Source organism: Methylophaga sp. F-2 (assembly GCF_056859315.1).
On sequence record NZ_JBSXOF010000011.1, the window covers coordinates 1 to 15,377 of the forward strand.

At 41.4% G+C, this 15,377-nt stretch carries 19 protein-coding genes; 11 read left to right on the top strand and 8 right to left on the bottom strand.

What is annotated here, in order from left to right; translation table 11 throughout:
- The 7 genes from AC13DA_RS01090 to AC13DA_RS01120 form a co-directional block, all read left to right on the top strand.
- Window positions 1-336: cation efflux transmembrane domain-containing protein (locus AC13DA_RS01090; RefSeq protein ID WP_482945781.1), on the top strand; the 336-nt coding region annotated here is incomplete at its 5' end.
- A gap of 9 nt (window positions 337-345) precedes the next feature.
- Window positions 346-852: a signal peptidase II gene (gene lspA / locus AC13DA_RS01095; RefSeq protein ID WP_007146113.1), complete on the top strand. Its 507-nt coding sequence runs from the start codon at window positions 346-348 to the stop codon at window positions 850-852.
- Between the two features lie 21 nt (window positions 853-873).
- Complete coding sequence (locus AC13DA_RS01100; protein ID WP_007146112.1) at window positions 874-2,163, top strand: ISL3 family transposase; 1,290 nt, start codon at window positions 874-876, stop codon at window positions 2,161-2,163.
- Between the two features lie 109 nt (window positions 2,164-2,272).
- A complete protein-coding gene (locus tag AC13DA_RS01105) occupies window positions 2,273-2,530 on the top strand; it encodes a hypothetical protein (RefSeq protein WP_473797661.1) in 258 nt (85 codons plus the stop codon).
- A complete protein-coding gene (locus tag AC13DA_RS01110; protein WP_482945782.1) occupies window positions 2,527-3,264 on the top strand; it encodes a PRTRC system protein B in 738 nt (245 codons plus the stop codon). Before AC13DA_RS01105 ends, AC13DA_RS01110 begins: the two co-directional genes overlap by 4 nt.
- Before the next feature lie 103 nt (window positions 3,265-3,367).
- Complete coding sequence (locus tag AC13DA_RS01115) at window positions 3,368-3,715, top strand: hypothetical protein (protein ID WP_007146109.1); 348 nt, start codon at window positions 3,368-3,370, stop codon at window positions 3,713-3,715.
- Window positions 3,716-3,796: 81 nt separating this feature from the next.
- Window positions 3,797-4,207, top strand: a complete 411-nt coding sequence (locus AC13DA_RS01120) for a hypothetical protein (RefSeq protein WP_007146108.1) — start codon at window positions 3,797-3,799, stop codon at window positions 4,205-4,207.
- A gap of 69 nt (window positions 4,208-4,276) precedes the next feature.
- Here AC13DA_RS01120 and AC13DA_RS01125 read toward each other — a convergent pair whose 3' ends face one another.
- Window positions 4,277-4,675: a hypothetical protein gene (locus AC13DA_RS01125; protein ID WP_007146107.1), complete on the bottom strand. Its 399-nt coding sequence runs from the start codon at window positions 4,673-4,675 to the stop codon at window positions 4,277-4,279.
- Window positions 4,676-5,130: 455 nt separating this feature from the next.
- On the opposite strand from AC13DA_RS01125, the gene AC13DA_RS01130 reads away from it, so the two are divergent.
- The 3 genes from AC13DA_RS01130 to AC13DA_RS01140 all read left to right on the top strand — a co-directional run bounded on the left by AC13DA_RS01130 (window position 5,131) and on the right by AC13DA_RS01140 (window position 7,839).
- Window positions 5,131-6,402 (top strand): protein kinase domain-containing protein, encoded by a 1,272-nt coding sequence (locus AC13DA_RS01130; RefSeq protein WP_482945783.1) that lies wholly within the window; start codon window positions 5,131-5,133, stop codon window positions 6,400-6,402.
- A gap of 319 nt (window positions 6,403-6,721) precedes the next feature.
- On the top strand, window positions 6,722-7,093 hold the full coding sequence (locus tag AC13DA_RS01135; protein WP_007146105.1) for an MbcA/ParS/Xre antitoxin family protein: 372 nt from the start codon (window positions 6,722-6,724) through the stop codon (window positions 7,091-7,093).
- Between the two features lie 62 nt (window positions 7,094-7,155).
- Entirely contained in the window at window positions 7,156-7,839 is a 684-nt protein-coding gene (locus tag AC13DA_RS01140; RefSeq protein ID WP_482945784.1) for an RES family NAD+ phosphorylase, read from the top strand.
- A 698-nt stretch (window positions 7,840-8,537) separates the two neighbouring features.
- Here the strand turns inward: AC13DA_RS01140 and AC13DA_RS01145 are convergent.
- The 7 genes from AC13DA_RS01145 to AC13DA_RS01175 form a co-directional block, all read right to left on the bottom strand.
- Window positions 8,538-9,833, bottom strand: a complete 1,296-nt coding sequence (locus tag AC13DA_RS01145; RefSeq protein WP_482945785.1) for a DUF5623 domain-containing protein — start codon at window positions 9,831-9,833, stop codon at window positions 8,538-8,540.
- Between the two features lie 407 nt (window positions 9,834-10,240).
- On the bottom strand, window positions 10,241-10,519 hold the full coding sequence (locus tag AC13DA_RS01150) for a DUF5983 family protein (protein WP_482945786.1): 279 nt from the start codon (window positions 10,517-10,519) through the stop codon (window positions 10,241-10,243).
- 239 nt (window positions 10,520-10,758) lie between these two features.
- Window positions 10,759-11,223, bottom strand: coding sequence for a hypothetical protein (locus AC13DA_RS01155; RefSeq protein ID WP_482945787.1), 465 nt, complete (start codon window positions 11,221-11,223; stop codon window positions 10,759-10,761).
- Between the two features lie 118 nt (window positions 11,224-11,341).
- Entirely contained in the window at window positions 11,342-11,779 is a 438-nt protein-coding gene (locus AC13DA_RS01160; protein ID WP_482945788.1) for a hypothetical protein, read from the bottom strand.
- Between the two features lie 176 nt (window positions 11,780-11,955).
- A complete protein-coding gene (locus tag AC13DA_RS01165; protein ID WP_482945789.1) occupies window positions 11,956-12,156 on the bottom strand; it encodes a hypothetical protein in 201 nt (66 codons plus the stop codon).
- A gap of 538 nt (window positions 12,157-12,694) precedes the next feature.
- Window positions 12,695-13,159: a hypothetical protein gene (locus tag AC13DA_RS01170; RefSeq protein WP_482945790.1), complete on the bottom strand. Its 465-nt coding sequence runs from the start codon at window positions 13,157-13,159 to the stop codon at window positions 12,695-12,697.
- A 196-nt stretch (window positions 13,160-13,355) separates the two neighbouring features.
- On the bottom strand, window positions 13,356-14,003 hold the full coding sequence (locus AC13DA_RS01175; protein WP_482945791.1) for a hypothetical protein: 648 nt from the start codon (window positions 14,001-14,003) through the stop codon (window positions 13,356-13,358).
- A gap of 298 nt (window positions 14,004-14,301) precedes the next feature.
- Between AC13DA_RS01175 and AC13DA_RS01180 the strand changes: the two genes are divergently transcribed.
- On the top strand, window positions 14,302-14,928 hold the full coding sequence (locus tag AC13DA_RS01180) for a glyoxalase superfamily protein (protein WP_482945792.1): 627 nt from the start codon (window positions 14,302-14,304) through the stop codon (window positions 14,926-14,928).
- Window positions 14,929-15,377 lie beyond the last annotated feature (449 nt).

Sequence of the window (15,377 nt, forward strand, 5' to 3'; positions counted from 1 at the left end):
CAGTTGATTCTGGCTGTTGGCGTGCTCGCAGAGGTGGTGAGACGCTTCGTCTTCGGTAGCGAGCCGGAATCGATGGTGATGATGCTTATCGCATTCGTCGCACTGATTGCCAATACCACTTGTTTGCTGCTGATATCCAAACATCGAGAGGGCGGGGCGCACATGAAGGCAAGCTGGATATTCTCGGCCAATGACGTGGTGATCAACCTGGGCGTCATCACCGCCGGCGCCCTGGTCGCGTGGACCGGATCCAATTATCCGGATCTGATTATCGGTACCATCGCGGGGGTTGTCGTGCTTAACGGAGCCAGACGCATTCTGGCCCTCAAGGGTTAGGCAACATCCATGATTGGCAAATACCTCTCGCCGTATGCCCTGTTGTCCATCTCCGGCCTGATAGCCGCGTCTGACCAGATTGTAAAATGGCTGGTCCAGCAATCAATGGCATATGGCGAGTCGGTTTCGGTGACGCCATTCTTTAGCTGGGTGCACGTATGGAACACCGGTGCCGCATTCAGTCTTTTTGCCAATGGTGGAGGCTGGCAGCGCTACTTTTTGATCGGAATCGCGGTGGTGGTCTCAATTTTGCTGATCAAGCTGGTCCTTGAGAACCGTCACAAAGGAGAGGCCATCGCCTACAGTCTTATCCTTGGTGGCGCGATGGGTAACCTGATTGATCGGATATTTCGTGGCTATGTTGTGGATTCCTTTGATGTCTATTGGCGAGCCTGGCACTGGCCGGCTTTCAATGTCGCAGATATTGCAATTGTCCTCGGTGTCTTACTTTTCGTTTCCTCAAGCTTGTTGCGTGAAAGAACAAACACCAATGTCGAAACAGATTGGTCTGACTGAGGTCTGCATCTATAAACTGCCATGACGGAAATGCCTAACAACATCTTGCACCTGCCTGAGTACCAGGTCCTGGGCTGCAAATCCACCGACGACGATATGCACTTCCAGGTGGACGCGCCCGATCCCATCGCCTGCGAGGAATGCGGCGTCCAGGGTGAGTTCGTGCGGTTCGGCAAGCGTGATGTTCCCTATCGTGATCTGCCCATCCACGGTAAGCGGGTCACCCTCTGGGTGGTCCGCCGCCGGTACAACTGCCGGGCCTGCAAGATCACCTTCAGGCCCCAGCTACCGGAGATGGTGGACGGCTTCCGCATGACGCTGCGGTTGCATGAATACGTGGAGAAGGAATCCTTCAACCACCCCTACACCTTCGTGGCGTCACAGACCGGCCTGGACGAGAAGACGGTACGCGACATCTTCAACGCCCGTGCCGAGTTCCTGGGGCGTTGGCACCGCTTCGAGACGCCCCGCATTCTGGGCATCGACGAGCTGTACCTGAACAAGCGCTACCGCTGCATCCTGACCAACATCGAGGAGCGAACCCTGCTTGACCTGCTGGCCACCCGCCGTCAGGACGTGGTGACCAACTACCTGATGAAGCTGAAAGACCGGCAGAAGGTCGAGATCGTCAGCATGGACATGTGGAACCCCTACCGGGCAGCTGCCAAGGCGGTGCTGCCACAGGCCCGTATCGTCGTCGATAAGTTCCATGTGGTGCGTATGGCCAACGATGCGCTGAAGAAGGTACGCAAGGGCCTCAGGAAGGAGCTGAAACCTTCCCAGAGCCGAACCCTCAAGGGAGACCGGAAAATCCTGCTGAAACGCGCTCACGAAGTCTCAGACCGGGAACGCTTCATCATGGAGACCTGGACAGGCGCATTCCCGCAACTGCTGGCCGCCTACGAGCACAAGGAACGCTTTTACGGCATCTGGGACGCCACCACACGACCCCAGGCAGAAACCGCCCTGGACGACTGGATAGCCACCATTCCGAAGGGCCAGAAGGAAGTCTGGAGCGATCTGGTCAGGGCTGTGGGCAACTGGCGCGAAGAGATCATGACCTACTTCGAGACGGACATGCCCGTCACCAATGCTTACACGGAGTCCATCAACCGACTGGCCAAGGACAAGAACCGTGAAGGGCGAGGTTACTCCTTCGAGGTGATGCGGGCACGAATGCTCTACACTACGAAGCACAAGAAGAAGGCTCCGACTGCGAAGGTCTCTCCGTTCTACAAGAAAACCATCGGTTACGGACTGCCGGACTTCGCAGAGGAACTCAACTACGGGGTCGATCTATCAACCATCTGAGGGTGGTATCAGGTTGGTGGGGTGAAAGTGCCCCATCAACCATTAAATCCCTATACCCGATCTTAATACAGGCGTTGAGACTGATAACCCCCCAGTTGCTATGGCGTACATGCTTGCATGGTCAGACAATGGCTTTTGGTGGGATGTCCAATCGGATGTATTTAATAGCATGATGGAAGCTGGAGAAACACCAACCTTTTATGGATGGGCTTACGGTGATTATGCTGATACGGTCAAATTAGCTACCGAGAGAATATACAGAGGTGCAGGATTATTCACGGATATGGCAAAGATGACAGCAAAAATAGAGCAAAACTTGCCTGATTCACAAAGTATGGATAATGAAGTTAAGGAGGACGTAAAATGACACCATATTCTATAAAGACACATAAAGCCTTACTTTTTCATACTGTAGATAAGCCAGAAATGGATGGACTGTTCGACGAAGACGCCATTCATTCTCTCAATACAAAGCAGCTCTCTCTAACAATCCATGATGTTAAGCAATCTCCTACTGGGTCAGTTATAGGTGCAGGACGGCTTATCAGTGAAGCAGATAAACAGGAGTTACGAGATTATTTAAACGGTGAGGATGGTGTTAAAACTCAATGGTTACCATCTAATCTGTTGATGATTAACAGTCAGAAAATGGTGTGGTACGTCCCGTCTAAGATTCGCACCATGCACATCAAAGCCGGTGATGAAGTTTTACATATCAAACTTAAATTCCCCTCCCTTGTATTCCATGCAGATTGTAATGGTCGTTTAAAGGTAGTGGCCTATGTTGGGAATGGTCGTCCGAAGCTTACTCAGCCGCTTTACCATGCCCCGCTTTGGAACATATATGCAAATACATCTCTGTGTAGCGGTACGGCAGTCACCACTGACATCATCTCTGTGGAATCTATGGCGATTTGGGAAGAGGCAGTCTTTAATACCGTCTTTACACACTCTAATCACAACAACGTGCTTTCAAATAATAAAGCAGGCAAACAACGCTCGTATTTGGCTTTCATCAAAAAGAAAGCTAAGTCAGGAGCAGCGTTTAATGTTTCAGATATGACGCCACTCAGAATGACTCTGGAAAATTGGGCAGCATAAAAAGAAGTAGTTCACAGCCAGATAAAAATGAATGTGATTAAATTCGCTTTTAATTATTTGGCTTTATAGAAATTCAAGCAATAAAAAGAGGTGCTTATTAGCCATGAAAACCCCTACCCCGCCCGTATTCTCATATACATTACAACACTATGCTGGTCATCACGTTTTATGCATTACTGATGATTTTGATAATAGTAGGCCGAGTATCACTGTGACCAATACAGCTGAGTATGTTTTGAAAGATATAGCCAATGAAATTGGACAATTACCTGAGCTAATAATCTACCGAGATACACAAGGACATTGGGATAGAATGTTGATGAGTCAAACTGGGACGTTTATCAGGATTGAGCCAATAGTATCAGGTTTAAAGGTTCCTGTTCTGAGCCAAGATACAGCAGTGCAATTGGCAGTAACAAGTACAGCCAACTCACTCTCTGGTGTCGCTTAAGTGGATAGTATCAGTTTGAATGATGTACGGGTTTGAATATTGAAACTGATAGATAAAGATATAGATTGTAGGAGATTCAAGTTGGACAAAGATACATTCGAAAAACGACTAAAGAGACGAGATTTGGGAAGTGCTATTGTGATCTACTCGATTGCAGTAGCCTTGTTGGTCATATCAGTGCCTTATGGCTGGAGTTTGGGAAAAGAAGGCAACCTGATTGACAAGTATTTCATGGCAGTATTCGCTTTAGCCGGGGTTGGCATGATGAATATGTTTTTTATAAATACTATTTTGAAGATACTTAAAAGAACCTATTTGAAGTCATACTGGATTGAAGATCAAGGCGATGTTGTAAAGCTTTTCGGAGCTGTTCCCTTGCATGATATGTCATTTGTCGAGAAAGATTTATTGGCTAATAGAACAGGTTATAAGATTGTCAGCAATGCGTTCGATGAGTTTGGATGTACTATGGCTGCGGTTAAACTTAGATAAAATTCAAATTCATATTTAAGTAATAACACTAAACTAAAAAGGCACCACCGGAAGGTAGTGCCTTTTTTATTATGAGTTTGCAGCTAATTGATTCTTAGCTGATGAAGGATGTATTCCGAACTGTTTAAAGTACTTCGAATCATCGGTTGTAAAATATGTATTAACTTCACTTTGGCATGCTTCTTCAAGAACCTTCTCAAAGCTCTGAGAAAGATCATCAAAGATAATGAAGTGCTGCCCCCACGAGCTTCTAATCCTAACACCTTTAATCTTGTCGCTTTTGGTGTTCGGTGGCCCAGGTCGATTAGTTTCAATCATCACTGTTTCATAGCCAGCAACAGCTTTTGGATTTAGTGCTAATCGTTTTGGTGTATCGCTTTGAGCATTAAGAAGTGCTGGCCTATTAAAACCAAATTCTTTCTCAATGAAATGATATTCAGGGAAATGGTCAATGATTATGTGTCCCATAATACTCTCCTAAAGTTACGGGATACATTTATCCCAAGGAGGATAGATATACCCCTTGGGTGAACTAAATCAGCTTACTGATTAAATATAGAGTGCCGTTTTGTGGTGCGACAAAACCTATTGTGTAACAGAGTTACAGCGATAGATATAAATTACTATTCACCGCTTTTTCTGTCAAACGAACTATTGTGATGGAGTTCATAAAGAATAAAGTCTTTGCTGTACACTCTGTTGTTTTGAGATCAATTGTCTATCGTATTTAGTGTCTGACGGCTATTAAAGGAATATTAATATTGTGTCGAAAAAAATTCGTTATAAGAAGAATCAGCTGGTAGGGGATTGGAGGCTCGAAAGTAAACTAGGAGTCGGTGGAAACGGTGAGGTATGGTCGGCTACTCATATAGCCAAGTCATCAGGTGCAATAAAACTATTAAAGAATATTAGATCCGTTGTTTATGACCGGTTTAGATCTGAAGTTGAAGCTTATTGAGAAAAACCAAGATATTGTTGGTGTTATCCCTTTAATTGACAGTTTTCTACCTGAAGATATCTCTAGTCAAGTACCGTGGTATGTCATGCCTAAAGCTTTGAAGTTTACCGATTGGCGAGATGGCAAGAGTATTCTCCAAATCGTAGAAGGGATGCTAGAACTTGCAAAAACTATACATGAGCTTCATCAAAGAAAATTTCACCATCGAGATATAAAACCGGCCAACATTTTATTCCTCAATGATAGATTGTACATTTCCGACTTTGGCCTTGTTAAATACCCAGATAGACTTGATATCACGCCTGAAAAAAGTGATGTTGGACCAAAATATACAATGGCCCCTGAAATGAGACGGTATGCCCATCAAGCAGATGGTGAGGCAGCTGACATATACTCTTTTGCAAAGACTCTATGGATAGCCATTGTCGGTGACATGCAATGTTTTGATGGCCAGTACAGCCCTTTATCAGTCATTAGCATTAACTCTGTTTGTACTGGACTTTACACTAAATCACTCAATGAATTATTGGCTGAATGTACTGATAACTCTCCTGAGCTGAGACCTAGAATGAAAGATGTTATCAATAGAATTGAGGATTGGATTCGAATAAATAATGACTTTCATCAGCAAAATCTCACCGAGTGGTTTGATCTTCAAAACAGACTTTTTCCAGCTGGAATGCCTGAATCTGTTACTTGGACAAATAGCGAGAATATCATCACGGTATTGAATGAGATTGGAAAGACAAAGTCCTTGAATCATACCTTCCTACCGGGAGGTGGTGGTAATACGTTTATTGGTGCCGAGCATGCTAAAGAAGTTGGGATGATTGCAATCAAGATTTCAGATAGTATTTATGACTATATAAAACCTAGAAAACTGACATTTGAATCGTTCGGACTTAACCCAAAATGGAATTATTTTAGGTTAGAAGTTGAAGATATTGAATTGACCGATGTTTATGATGGGAAACGATCTTTCACCTGCTACGAAGAATTGGTGGAGCTTCAGGCTAATAAATATGTTCAAAGATATCATTGGGATATTCACGAATACCAAGGTGAGCCACTAACTGAAGATGCTCGTTTGGTCTGTAGGTACTTTAGCGGATGTTTTGTGATCTTCAGTACACGTTCACCTTATAACCTTGACCCAACAACTTATGATGGTCGACATAATAAGATGACCGAGCAAGCGTTTAGAGATTATATTTTTCGTAACGCATCGAGGTCATAGTTGTGTGGATTCAGTTTTATCTCTCTGTAAATTTTCAAGGTCACATATAAAATCAATGACTTACATATTTGTCATATTTGTGTAAATCTTGAAATTAATACTTGTTTCTCTTGTGAATCCAGATTTTGATATGAAATAAATCTAGAATTATGTTGTAGGTAATTTCTATCTAATTGATTTCAGTTGATACCGAGTCTATTTCATAATGTGTGCTTACACTTTGCGCTATGAAAAAGTGTGCATAATTGACAAATAATCTATAAAATGTGAATTAGTGACTAGTATGGGATGTCCATATAGATAACAAAGAGGGGGATGTATGAACGTTATTCAACAACAACTTCCAGACAGAAATGCTGTGCTTAGTAAAGCTATCCTGAGAGCTGCTGAGCAACTTGGTCTTAACCAGACTGAGACTGGCGCAGCAATTGGTTTGCATAGAACCTCAATTAGTAAGCTTAAAAGCCATGCTTTACTGAATCCAGAAACTAAAGAAGGTGAATTGGCTCTCTATGTCATTCGTATTGCCAGAGCTTTATTTGCTTTAACTGGCGGTGATGAAACATGGATTAAACGGTTTATGCGTTCTCATAATCAAATGACCGGTGGCGTTCCTGCTGAGCAGATTGCGACTATTAGTGGCTTAATGACCGTCCTTCGGTATGTGGATGCTATTCGAGGTAAAGTATAGTGATATGGAAGGCCTGCAATGGCCAGGGTCATATAAAACCTATATCTGGAACCCTTCATCGCTTGGTTGAAAGTCAAGAACAGGTAGCTACTATGGGGTATGTGGATGACATGCATGAGCAGTCATTGCTAGAAACAATGCTTGATGAGGTTAAACCACCCTACCCTGAAAACCTTAATGGATATCATTATTTGTTGACGACACCTTTCCGATATCCACCTCTTAAGCATGGTTCTCGGTTTGGTCGAACAAATGAACCAAGTTTGTTTTATGGTGGTTGTAGTCCAGATACGACATTAGCAGAGGCGGCTTATTATCGGTTTGTTTTCATAAGCACCATAGCAGATGTAACAGCATTAGATAAGATTAGCACAGAACACACAATGTTCAGTGTGGACTATTATTCCAATAATGGAATCCAACTCCATGCGCCCCCTTTCAGCCAGTTTGATGCAGAATTAAAACACCCCGAAAATTATGCTCATGCTCAGGATGTTGGATCTGATATGCGAGCTTCAGGCGTAGATGCCTTTGAGTACTGCTCTGCACGTGATACTAGTAGTGGGTTTTGTGTTGCTCTATTTAACAAATCACCGTTTCAAAGTTTAGAGCCTAAGAGCAAGGCTGCTTGGTTGTGCATCACTACATTGAACCAAGTTTCATTCAAACGTGTGGATTCATCCGCAACTTTTCATTATCCAGTAATAGATTTTCAGGTAGACGGTAGACTGCCTTTACCTGCGTAAGATATACAAAATAGCACGCTCGCATATGCGTACAGGCTAAATTCGATTGAGAGCTGTAAAGCTGGATTTATTACTCAATGAATGGTTTCAATCTTGAGGCCTCAAGTGATTCCAATCGTTATTTTTGGATTTGAAGAAACCTCGTTAAAACAGCCAATCTGGAAATAGCTTTTATACCACCTAAAGCGCTTTATTTGAGTAAATCCAGTTATTGGTTGATTGTAAATCCAAGGTCTAATGTGTAGATATTGTATGTAGTTGTTTCTATTTAACAATGAATCTAGCCATGTACATATGCTTACGTGAATTGCCTTGTTATGCATTCTTCTCGTATTCACGAATTATCTCCAGCACGAATTCTGGTGTTATATCTGGGCAAAGGAAACACAACATGGCAATGTATTCAAAAACTCCATCCTTGTACAAATCGTGATTCAGAACATAGTCGTCTTCAAGTGCTTCCTCGATACAATCTGGGAATTCATACTCCCAAGACCGCTCGGCATATTCGATTCTAAGTTTAGTTTCACTCATCTGATTCGGATGCATAACGGGCATAACCATCATCTTATTTTGTTAAAACAATTAGTTATTCATAGTACACATACTTCTATATAAAGTGAGCAAAAAAGAGAGAAAAGGCCTATTCACCACTTATCGATGAGTAGGCACTTAACATGTGACTTCTTAAGAGTATTTTATAGAAGCTTAGAAGTGAGCTTTATGCAGGTGTCTAGTTTTGCAGTCATTCGTCTTAAAGGTTCACAATGGATATAGCACTCTTCTAATAAACGTTTGAGTTGCTTCAGTAATTCCAAAACGCCTTTTGAGGAAGTCACTTGTGAAATAAACGGGTCATTGCTATCAATTTCACCGTAATAGAAATAATCATATAGATCCGTTATTTTTCTGCTGTGTTCTGCAAGAAACCAATCTTCTAATGTGCTCTTGATAGAAGATAAACGGTTATTAACAGTTCTTGGCTTTGCAACTGATTCCTCAATAGCTTTAATCATTCTCGCTGCTTGTTGATGGTTCTCAACCGACATTCTTGCATTGGGGCGTCGTTCATTATCCACTGAACCCCAATGTCTCATGGGAGCAGTCTTTTTACTTGCAGTTCTATAGATGGTGCCTTTAGCTACTGCTCTTTTTTTGTCCTGGGGTGTTTTACATAATGGACTGTAAAATGTTTCGTGACCTTCAGCAGAGGTGCCTGTCCAGTTTTCATGTGTTAGAGGGTGTGGGATATTGTCAATTTTAGACATTAAACCATCAAAGTCATATCCAGTCGTTGCGTCAGTTGCAACATACAGTTTGGACATACCAGGAAAATACATTCCTGGCCACTCAGCAGCCTGTAAATACCATTTATGTCTTGCAGTCCAAGCCTCTCTTCCTTCATCAAATACAGAATTCGGATAAGGCTCATCTATTAGTATGAATTGACCTGTCTTAGGATCATACCAATTAGTTGCGTGGTCAGTTCTAGGTAATCTATTTTTTGGGTCTCTCTCTGGATAGGCTGCAAAGATGTCTTTACTTGGTTTTAATCCCGTAGCATCCATAAACCTTAATGTTCGTACAGCTTTGCAGATTCTTTCTACTGCCGCCTGTTTACTATTAATAACGACATCACTAACAAAGTGGTCTGGCGATGCTAGCCTAAATCCAGCTAGGCCGTTTGAATACCGAAGTTCGTTTTTTGTTGCTGTTTCAAGCAAAGGTTTAGACAGATCTATTTCAAGAAGCTCTCTGCCACTCTCACGGCTTTCTCGATCATCCCAATAGACAGTGAAGAATAATTGGTGGTTTGATATAGAAGGATTTGTATTTCTTAGACTGTTCCTAGCATGATTATAATTTTCATAACCAGCTGCTTTGGCTGCAATATCCAAAGCTTCATGATGAGGAATGCTATTAGCTTTCTTTAGTTGTTTGGTGAGGCGTTTAATGCCATTGAGGGTCGACGGACGGATTTTTTCTGTCAACATTTCTAATCTCCCAGCTTGCCTAAAAGCGTCACTCGTCTGCCACCACTAAACAAGCCCGATTAAAAATATTGAGCTAGTAGAATAAATGTAATCAGTAGTGCTTCAAAAGCTTTGCAATGACGAGTGACAGGCTCCTACCAAGAGCAATACTTTTATAAGCTATATGCAAAAAAAATGCAACCGAGTTACTTTACACAGATGAGCATCTGCTCCATTTGTTTGGTTGAGCTGGTTATTAATAGTAGTCGAAATTAGCTTGCATCAAGTGGCTGATTTACCGGGTAGTAATTTCTATATTTTAAACTAAGGATTAAATGTTCTATTCGAATATAGTGTGTGGTAAGTATCTCAAAAAAATCTGTGAACAAACTGCTTTGAGATACCCCCCGTAATGGGGGGATCAATGTTTACCAGTCGTGCAGAATAAACTCTTCTAACGTATCTGCATCACTGTCCAGTTCGATCATCCCAAATCCTTTATCGAGAGCAAACTCAATAAGTTTTTGTAGTGAAGAACTGTAGCCTGGTCTGATATTTCTGGTTTGATCATCTTGGTAAAGCTTAATGAAATAGCCAGAATCTCGAACCATTACCATATTTGTCTGATACGCAGCTGCTTTTAATGCAACATTATCAGATTCTTCAATATGGCCAGTACTTAATGCTAGAACGCTGTATGTTTCCATCTTTGTTTCTCCAATTTAGTAGAGAAACTGGTCTCCCTTTTGGGGAGGCCAGCTCCCCTTGGGATAGATTTATCAGTCGCTCTCTTGCGGATTGACTGTGACTAATTTTATGTTTGAATCTTTCATTGCTGACCAATATGCGTCATCAAAGTCTTTCTCTTCGACGAATATTTGCTCAGTGACCGTGTTATCAATGGAAGTCGTCTGAAGTAATGCATAAATAAACATCTGACAACCTCCTATAACGTAACGTGGCCTGCAATCAGCGTGGAAGAAAGTTCTACCTCATTGATGCCTGGTGACTCATTTTCTGCAACCAAATAAACATCCTCTGCATAATTGGCATGGATAACTCCATAATCCTTGTTGGATTTCAGAAAATCATTGGCACTTCTAAGTCCATAGATTTGCTTGGCCAAAAATGTTTTACCCATGCTATGAACCGCATAAGGCAGTTGATTAACTTTGGCTTTCGCTTTAAGGGTCAGTCGAGATTGATATAAGACACAATCATTCACTATTGTTGTTATTTCCTCCCAGATATAACTTAGAGAGGAACCTGGCTTCTGATTGTGCCAAAGCTCGGTAGCAATATTAAAAGCATCTTGTTCTATTGCTTCGTCACATGACTCAATAATGCAGGCATTTTTGTAGCCAGGCCAGCATCCACCTAATCCATATGCAACTAGAAATTTCTTTCTCATCATCATTCTCCTGATGCGAGAAGTACTCCACCCCCCTATGCGGGAGTGAAATACCTCCCAGGGGGTGAGTAAATATCTGGTCAATAGTCCAGATATATTTGTGATTAATTACCTGTCCTTACGCTGCCAGTGTTTTCTGGTACACATCGCTCGTCCATGCACTAGTTGGGACTCGCAGCGGATAGATATCATGAATTTTGTCGAAGAATCGTAAAGCAACTCTTGCATGATGATGTGCAGCGAGAGGGTTAATGCCCCAGTCATACCGGACATCGTTATCTCTAATCACAACACTTAATGCGTAGTAACCTACCCAGTGAGTAAGTACAATGCTATAAAAGTTGTTCTCAGCAATTATGCTACCGCCTCCATAGCTTTCGTTTTCAACCTTACAAAAGCTATCTGGTAAAAGGCTTACTAATGTTTCTTCTAAATTCTCATAATCCAGATTGGTTTGATCAAGATCTAGCTCACCTCCGCTGTAATAACCGTGAACATGTAGGTCCTCGATATACACAGTTTCAGCATTTGCTAGTGTGAAATTTCCAACTCCCATGGTACTTCTCCTAAATAAATTGTGTGCTATCCTCATTCACATGAAAAAACACACAGAACTAAAGCTTGTTCATCAAAATACTGAACAACCACTTTCAGAGGCCTTAATTCGTGCCATCGTGCTTGAAAACGATGATGAAAAGGCTGCCGAAATTGTTAAAAGAATTAATAGTCGAGCTAAGCTGACTTCGGTAGTAAACAGGCCCGAGTCACGACTTCCTCATCAATCAGGCGAATAGCCAGTTTTAAGTCAGATTGCACTTCGGTACCCATTGTGTTGCCAATTAATTCTTCTAGCTTTAGCCTTCTTAGGGCTAAGTCTTCAAGGCTGGATTTTTCTATCCAATCAATCAAGTCTTTGAGTAACTGTTTTTGCATTTCCTTTCTCCATAAAAAAAGGGATGCCAGCTACCCCCAAGGGAATAGGTAACACCCCTTGGGTTTTCATCATCATTCAGCGTACTGAATGAACATTGAGTCCGGTTTTGATAAGTCCGGATTACTTTTCATGGCAACAAAGTCACCAAGAATCGTTATTCCAAAATAATCTCTTCAAATTACTTTGGAATACCCTCTCTGTGGAGAAGGTATTCAATTGCATATCAACCTTGTTGATTTGCTCTTAGCTGTTCTGACTTATATTTCTCATAGAAAGATACATGGCAGTACAGTCCATCTGGTCTTTTAACACTTTCTCTATAACCCGAGTGATTTACCTGACAGCCTGTACAGAACCAGTCTTGAAGATTGTGTAACTTACCTCCTGGGCGAAAGTCTCTTTGGTGAATTTTTCTTGATGGATATTTTTTCATCGTGATTGTCTCCAGTTTTTAGGAGACCACTCCCATACAGAGGGAGTAATCCCCTGTAGGGTGTTGATGCTTTGTCGTCCCAACGTATTGGGAGAACTGTTTTTCTATTGAACTTGTCCAGCACGGACTAGAGAAGACATGTACTCATCTTCAGAGTCAGGATGCATTACTTGACCACATGCTGCACACTCATCCCATGGATCAGATGCTGACACTGTGGTCTGATTACAGCCACGAGGACAGTAAACGGTAACGATACCTTTAGCTTGTGGATCATGAAGTAAATGCATTTCTGCTGCTAGAGTTGCATCAGATACTGCGTCTTTGAACTCTGGAAATTGCTGAAGGAAAACAGATTCACACCAGGAAGAGCCAGATCTTATCGCATCATAAGTAAAGTTATACACGCGACCCACGGCTAATTCGTAGTAAGAAACTGCTTCTTCGAAATCACATGAAACACATTCAACTTTTGCCAAAAATTGATATCTACCAATATCAGCATAAAAATTGAGTACATCTTTAAGGTTCAATGAATCTTGGCTGTTCACCACTTCTTCTTTAATCATGGAAATTCTCCATAAGAAAAAGGGGCAGCCGTCCCCGAAGGGGTAGCATACCCCTTGGGTTCGTAGGCAAAGCATTTTACAGCTTTGATAATGAGTGCCAGCTTAAAAGTGTGGCAGAACTTTCAATGCAACTGAGTTGCAAAGATAATTTGAATTTATCTTATGCGGTAGTAAGTGTCAAACGTCGCACATTAGTTTAGATAGGTAGTTCACCTAATTCAGTTTTATTTCCATATTTGAACGTGAATGATGGATGGTAGCTATCTACATATCCTGATGCATTCACTTCGGCTTTTTTTATGTGAAATAATTTCTCGTTTTTTTGTTCCAGGGCAAATAGCTTTTCACTTGATGCCAACCTGATATGTCTGATTAGCTGAATAAGCAGCTCTGGAGATTTTGCTTTTGTACCCGAAGCAACAATGACCGGCGATGCACAATAAAGAATGTCTGAATCGGCTGTAAACATCTTGGGATGCATTAAATTCTGTTGAAAGTCTTCTATGGCTTTTGTCGAGTCCTGATTTTTAAGGTTAAACAAGTTATATATCTTGATTGTTCCGCCATGATAATGAGATGAGAACAGATTTAGAATGTTACGCATTAAAGGGTCGAGTTTGAATTCAACATACATCTCGTGTTGTTTAGGTTCTATGAAGAATGGCAGCTCTTGGGAGCGTAAGTAGTCAGTCTTCGATTCGTTATTTACGGGTGATGCACTGCCAGGATTGAGCAGAATTAAGTTAGCAATTAAATCCCAACTATTACCAAACTGTAAGATTGTTTGATCTCGAAAGAAAATCTTAGCATTGTCGTCTTCTTCCCATTTGGCATAACATTTCATACTGCTATAAGTCTCTCAAACTGTGGAGACTTATATTGCATCATTCCAGAAATATCTTCAAAAACTATGCTTCTCATTAGAAAGCCCAGTTCCCTATAACAAAATAGTTAAAGATTCACCGCTGTAAATTTTCTCTGGCATCTAATTCTCCAGTTTGCTAATCTTAAATCTGGCTTATCGACGCCGGCTACCCACTATGCAAACTCAAACGAGACGATGCAAAACAACTATATGGTGAAATCTTTTTCCGTGATGTACGGGCAGTGGGTACTCGTAATGACATCATAGGAGTACAAAGATGATTACCAAAATCATACGTGGCAATAATGCCCACATAGACTCTTCTTCTGTTAGTAAACTCAAGGCCCAGGCTAAAAAGCTTAAGCGTGCTGAAAATATCACTCACACTGAAGCACTTGAAAAAGTGGCCAAGAAATTTGGTTTCGATAATTGGCACCAAGTCATAGATGGAAATAAAGTCTTTCACGAAACAGAACGATATTTCAATGAAGGAATCTTTGCCGTATTTAACCTTGAAGATGCAATGGAGATTTTTGATACCAAGTTCTACCTCACTGAGGACGAGCTAGCTGAGGTTGTCATTCACGATGCTTATTATCAGTACTTCATTCACCTAATTGAAGATGATGATGAAGATAATAGGCAACTGAAAGACATCTATACTGAAGAAGAACTTAAAGAAATTTTTGATAATGAAATATCAAGTAAGAAGTTTTATCGCATTAACTTCATGATTCCGGGACTGAGTGACGAAGGTGCTTGTTATTCGTTGAATACCCTTCTTGATAAAGCCATAGTTAAATTACCCGAACTCTATATAGTCAAAGGTAAGTTTGTAGAGAATGACTATATCTTCGATACCGAATGGTTCGAAGATGATGAGAGCTATCTTCCTGAGCATTGACCACAAAATCGAGCCAATATTTTTTTCAGGTATTTGTATCGATCCAAACTCACTACAGAATTTTGATAATAAAGATAATTCATAACGTACAAATTAGACATTTAGCACTGGTGGAATAGGCCGTTTATTGAATTAATCGGTGAAGATGACGAAACCCAATAATTAGTGCTTGTTCTCGATGGTGGTGCTTGGGACCGATGTACAAACCATGGGAGGATTTGATGACTCAGAAATTGCTATCGCTAAAGCATTAGACCTTATGGGTAATAATATAAACGACATTCATTAATATAACTTTCAGATTGATAAAAACATTAGGTTTGACGGGTCACCAGATCCGTCAAAGACTATAAGCCAACTAATCTTAGTTGTATTTCCATGCTAGAAATTGACACATTTCTTATACCGCAACGAACTCCCCCAGTTTTTTAATTCGATACGAAATCATC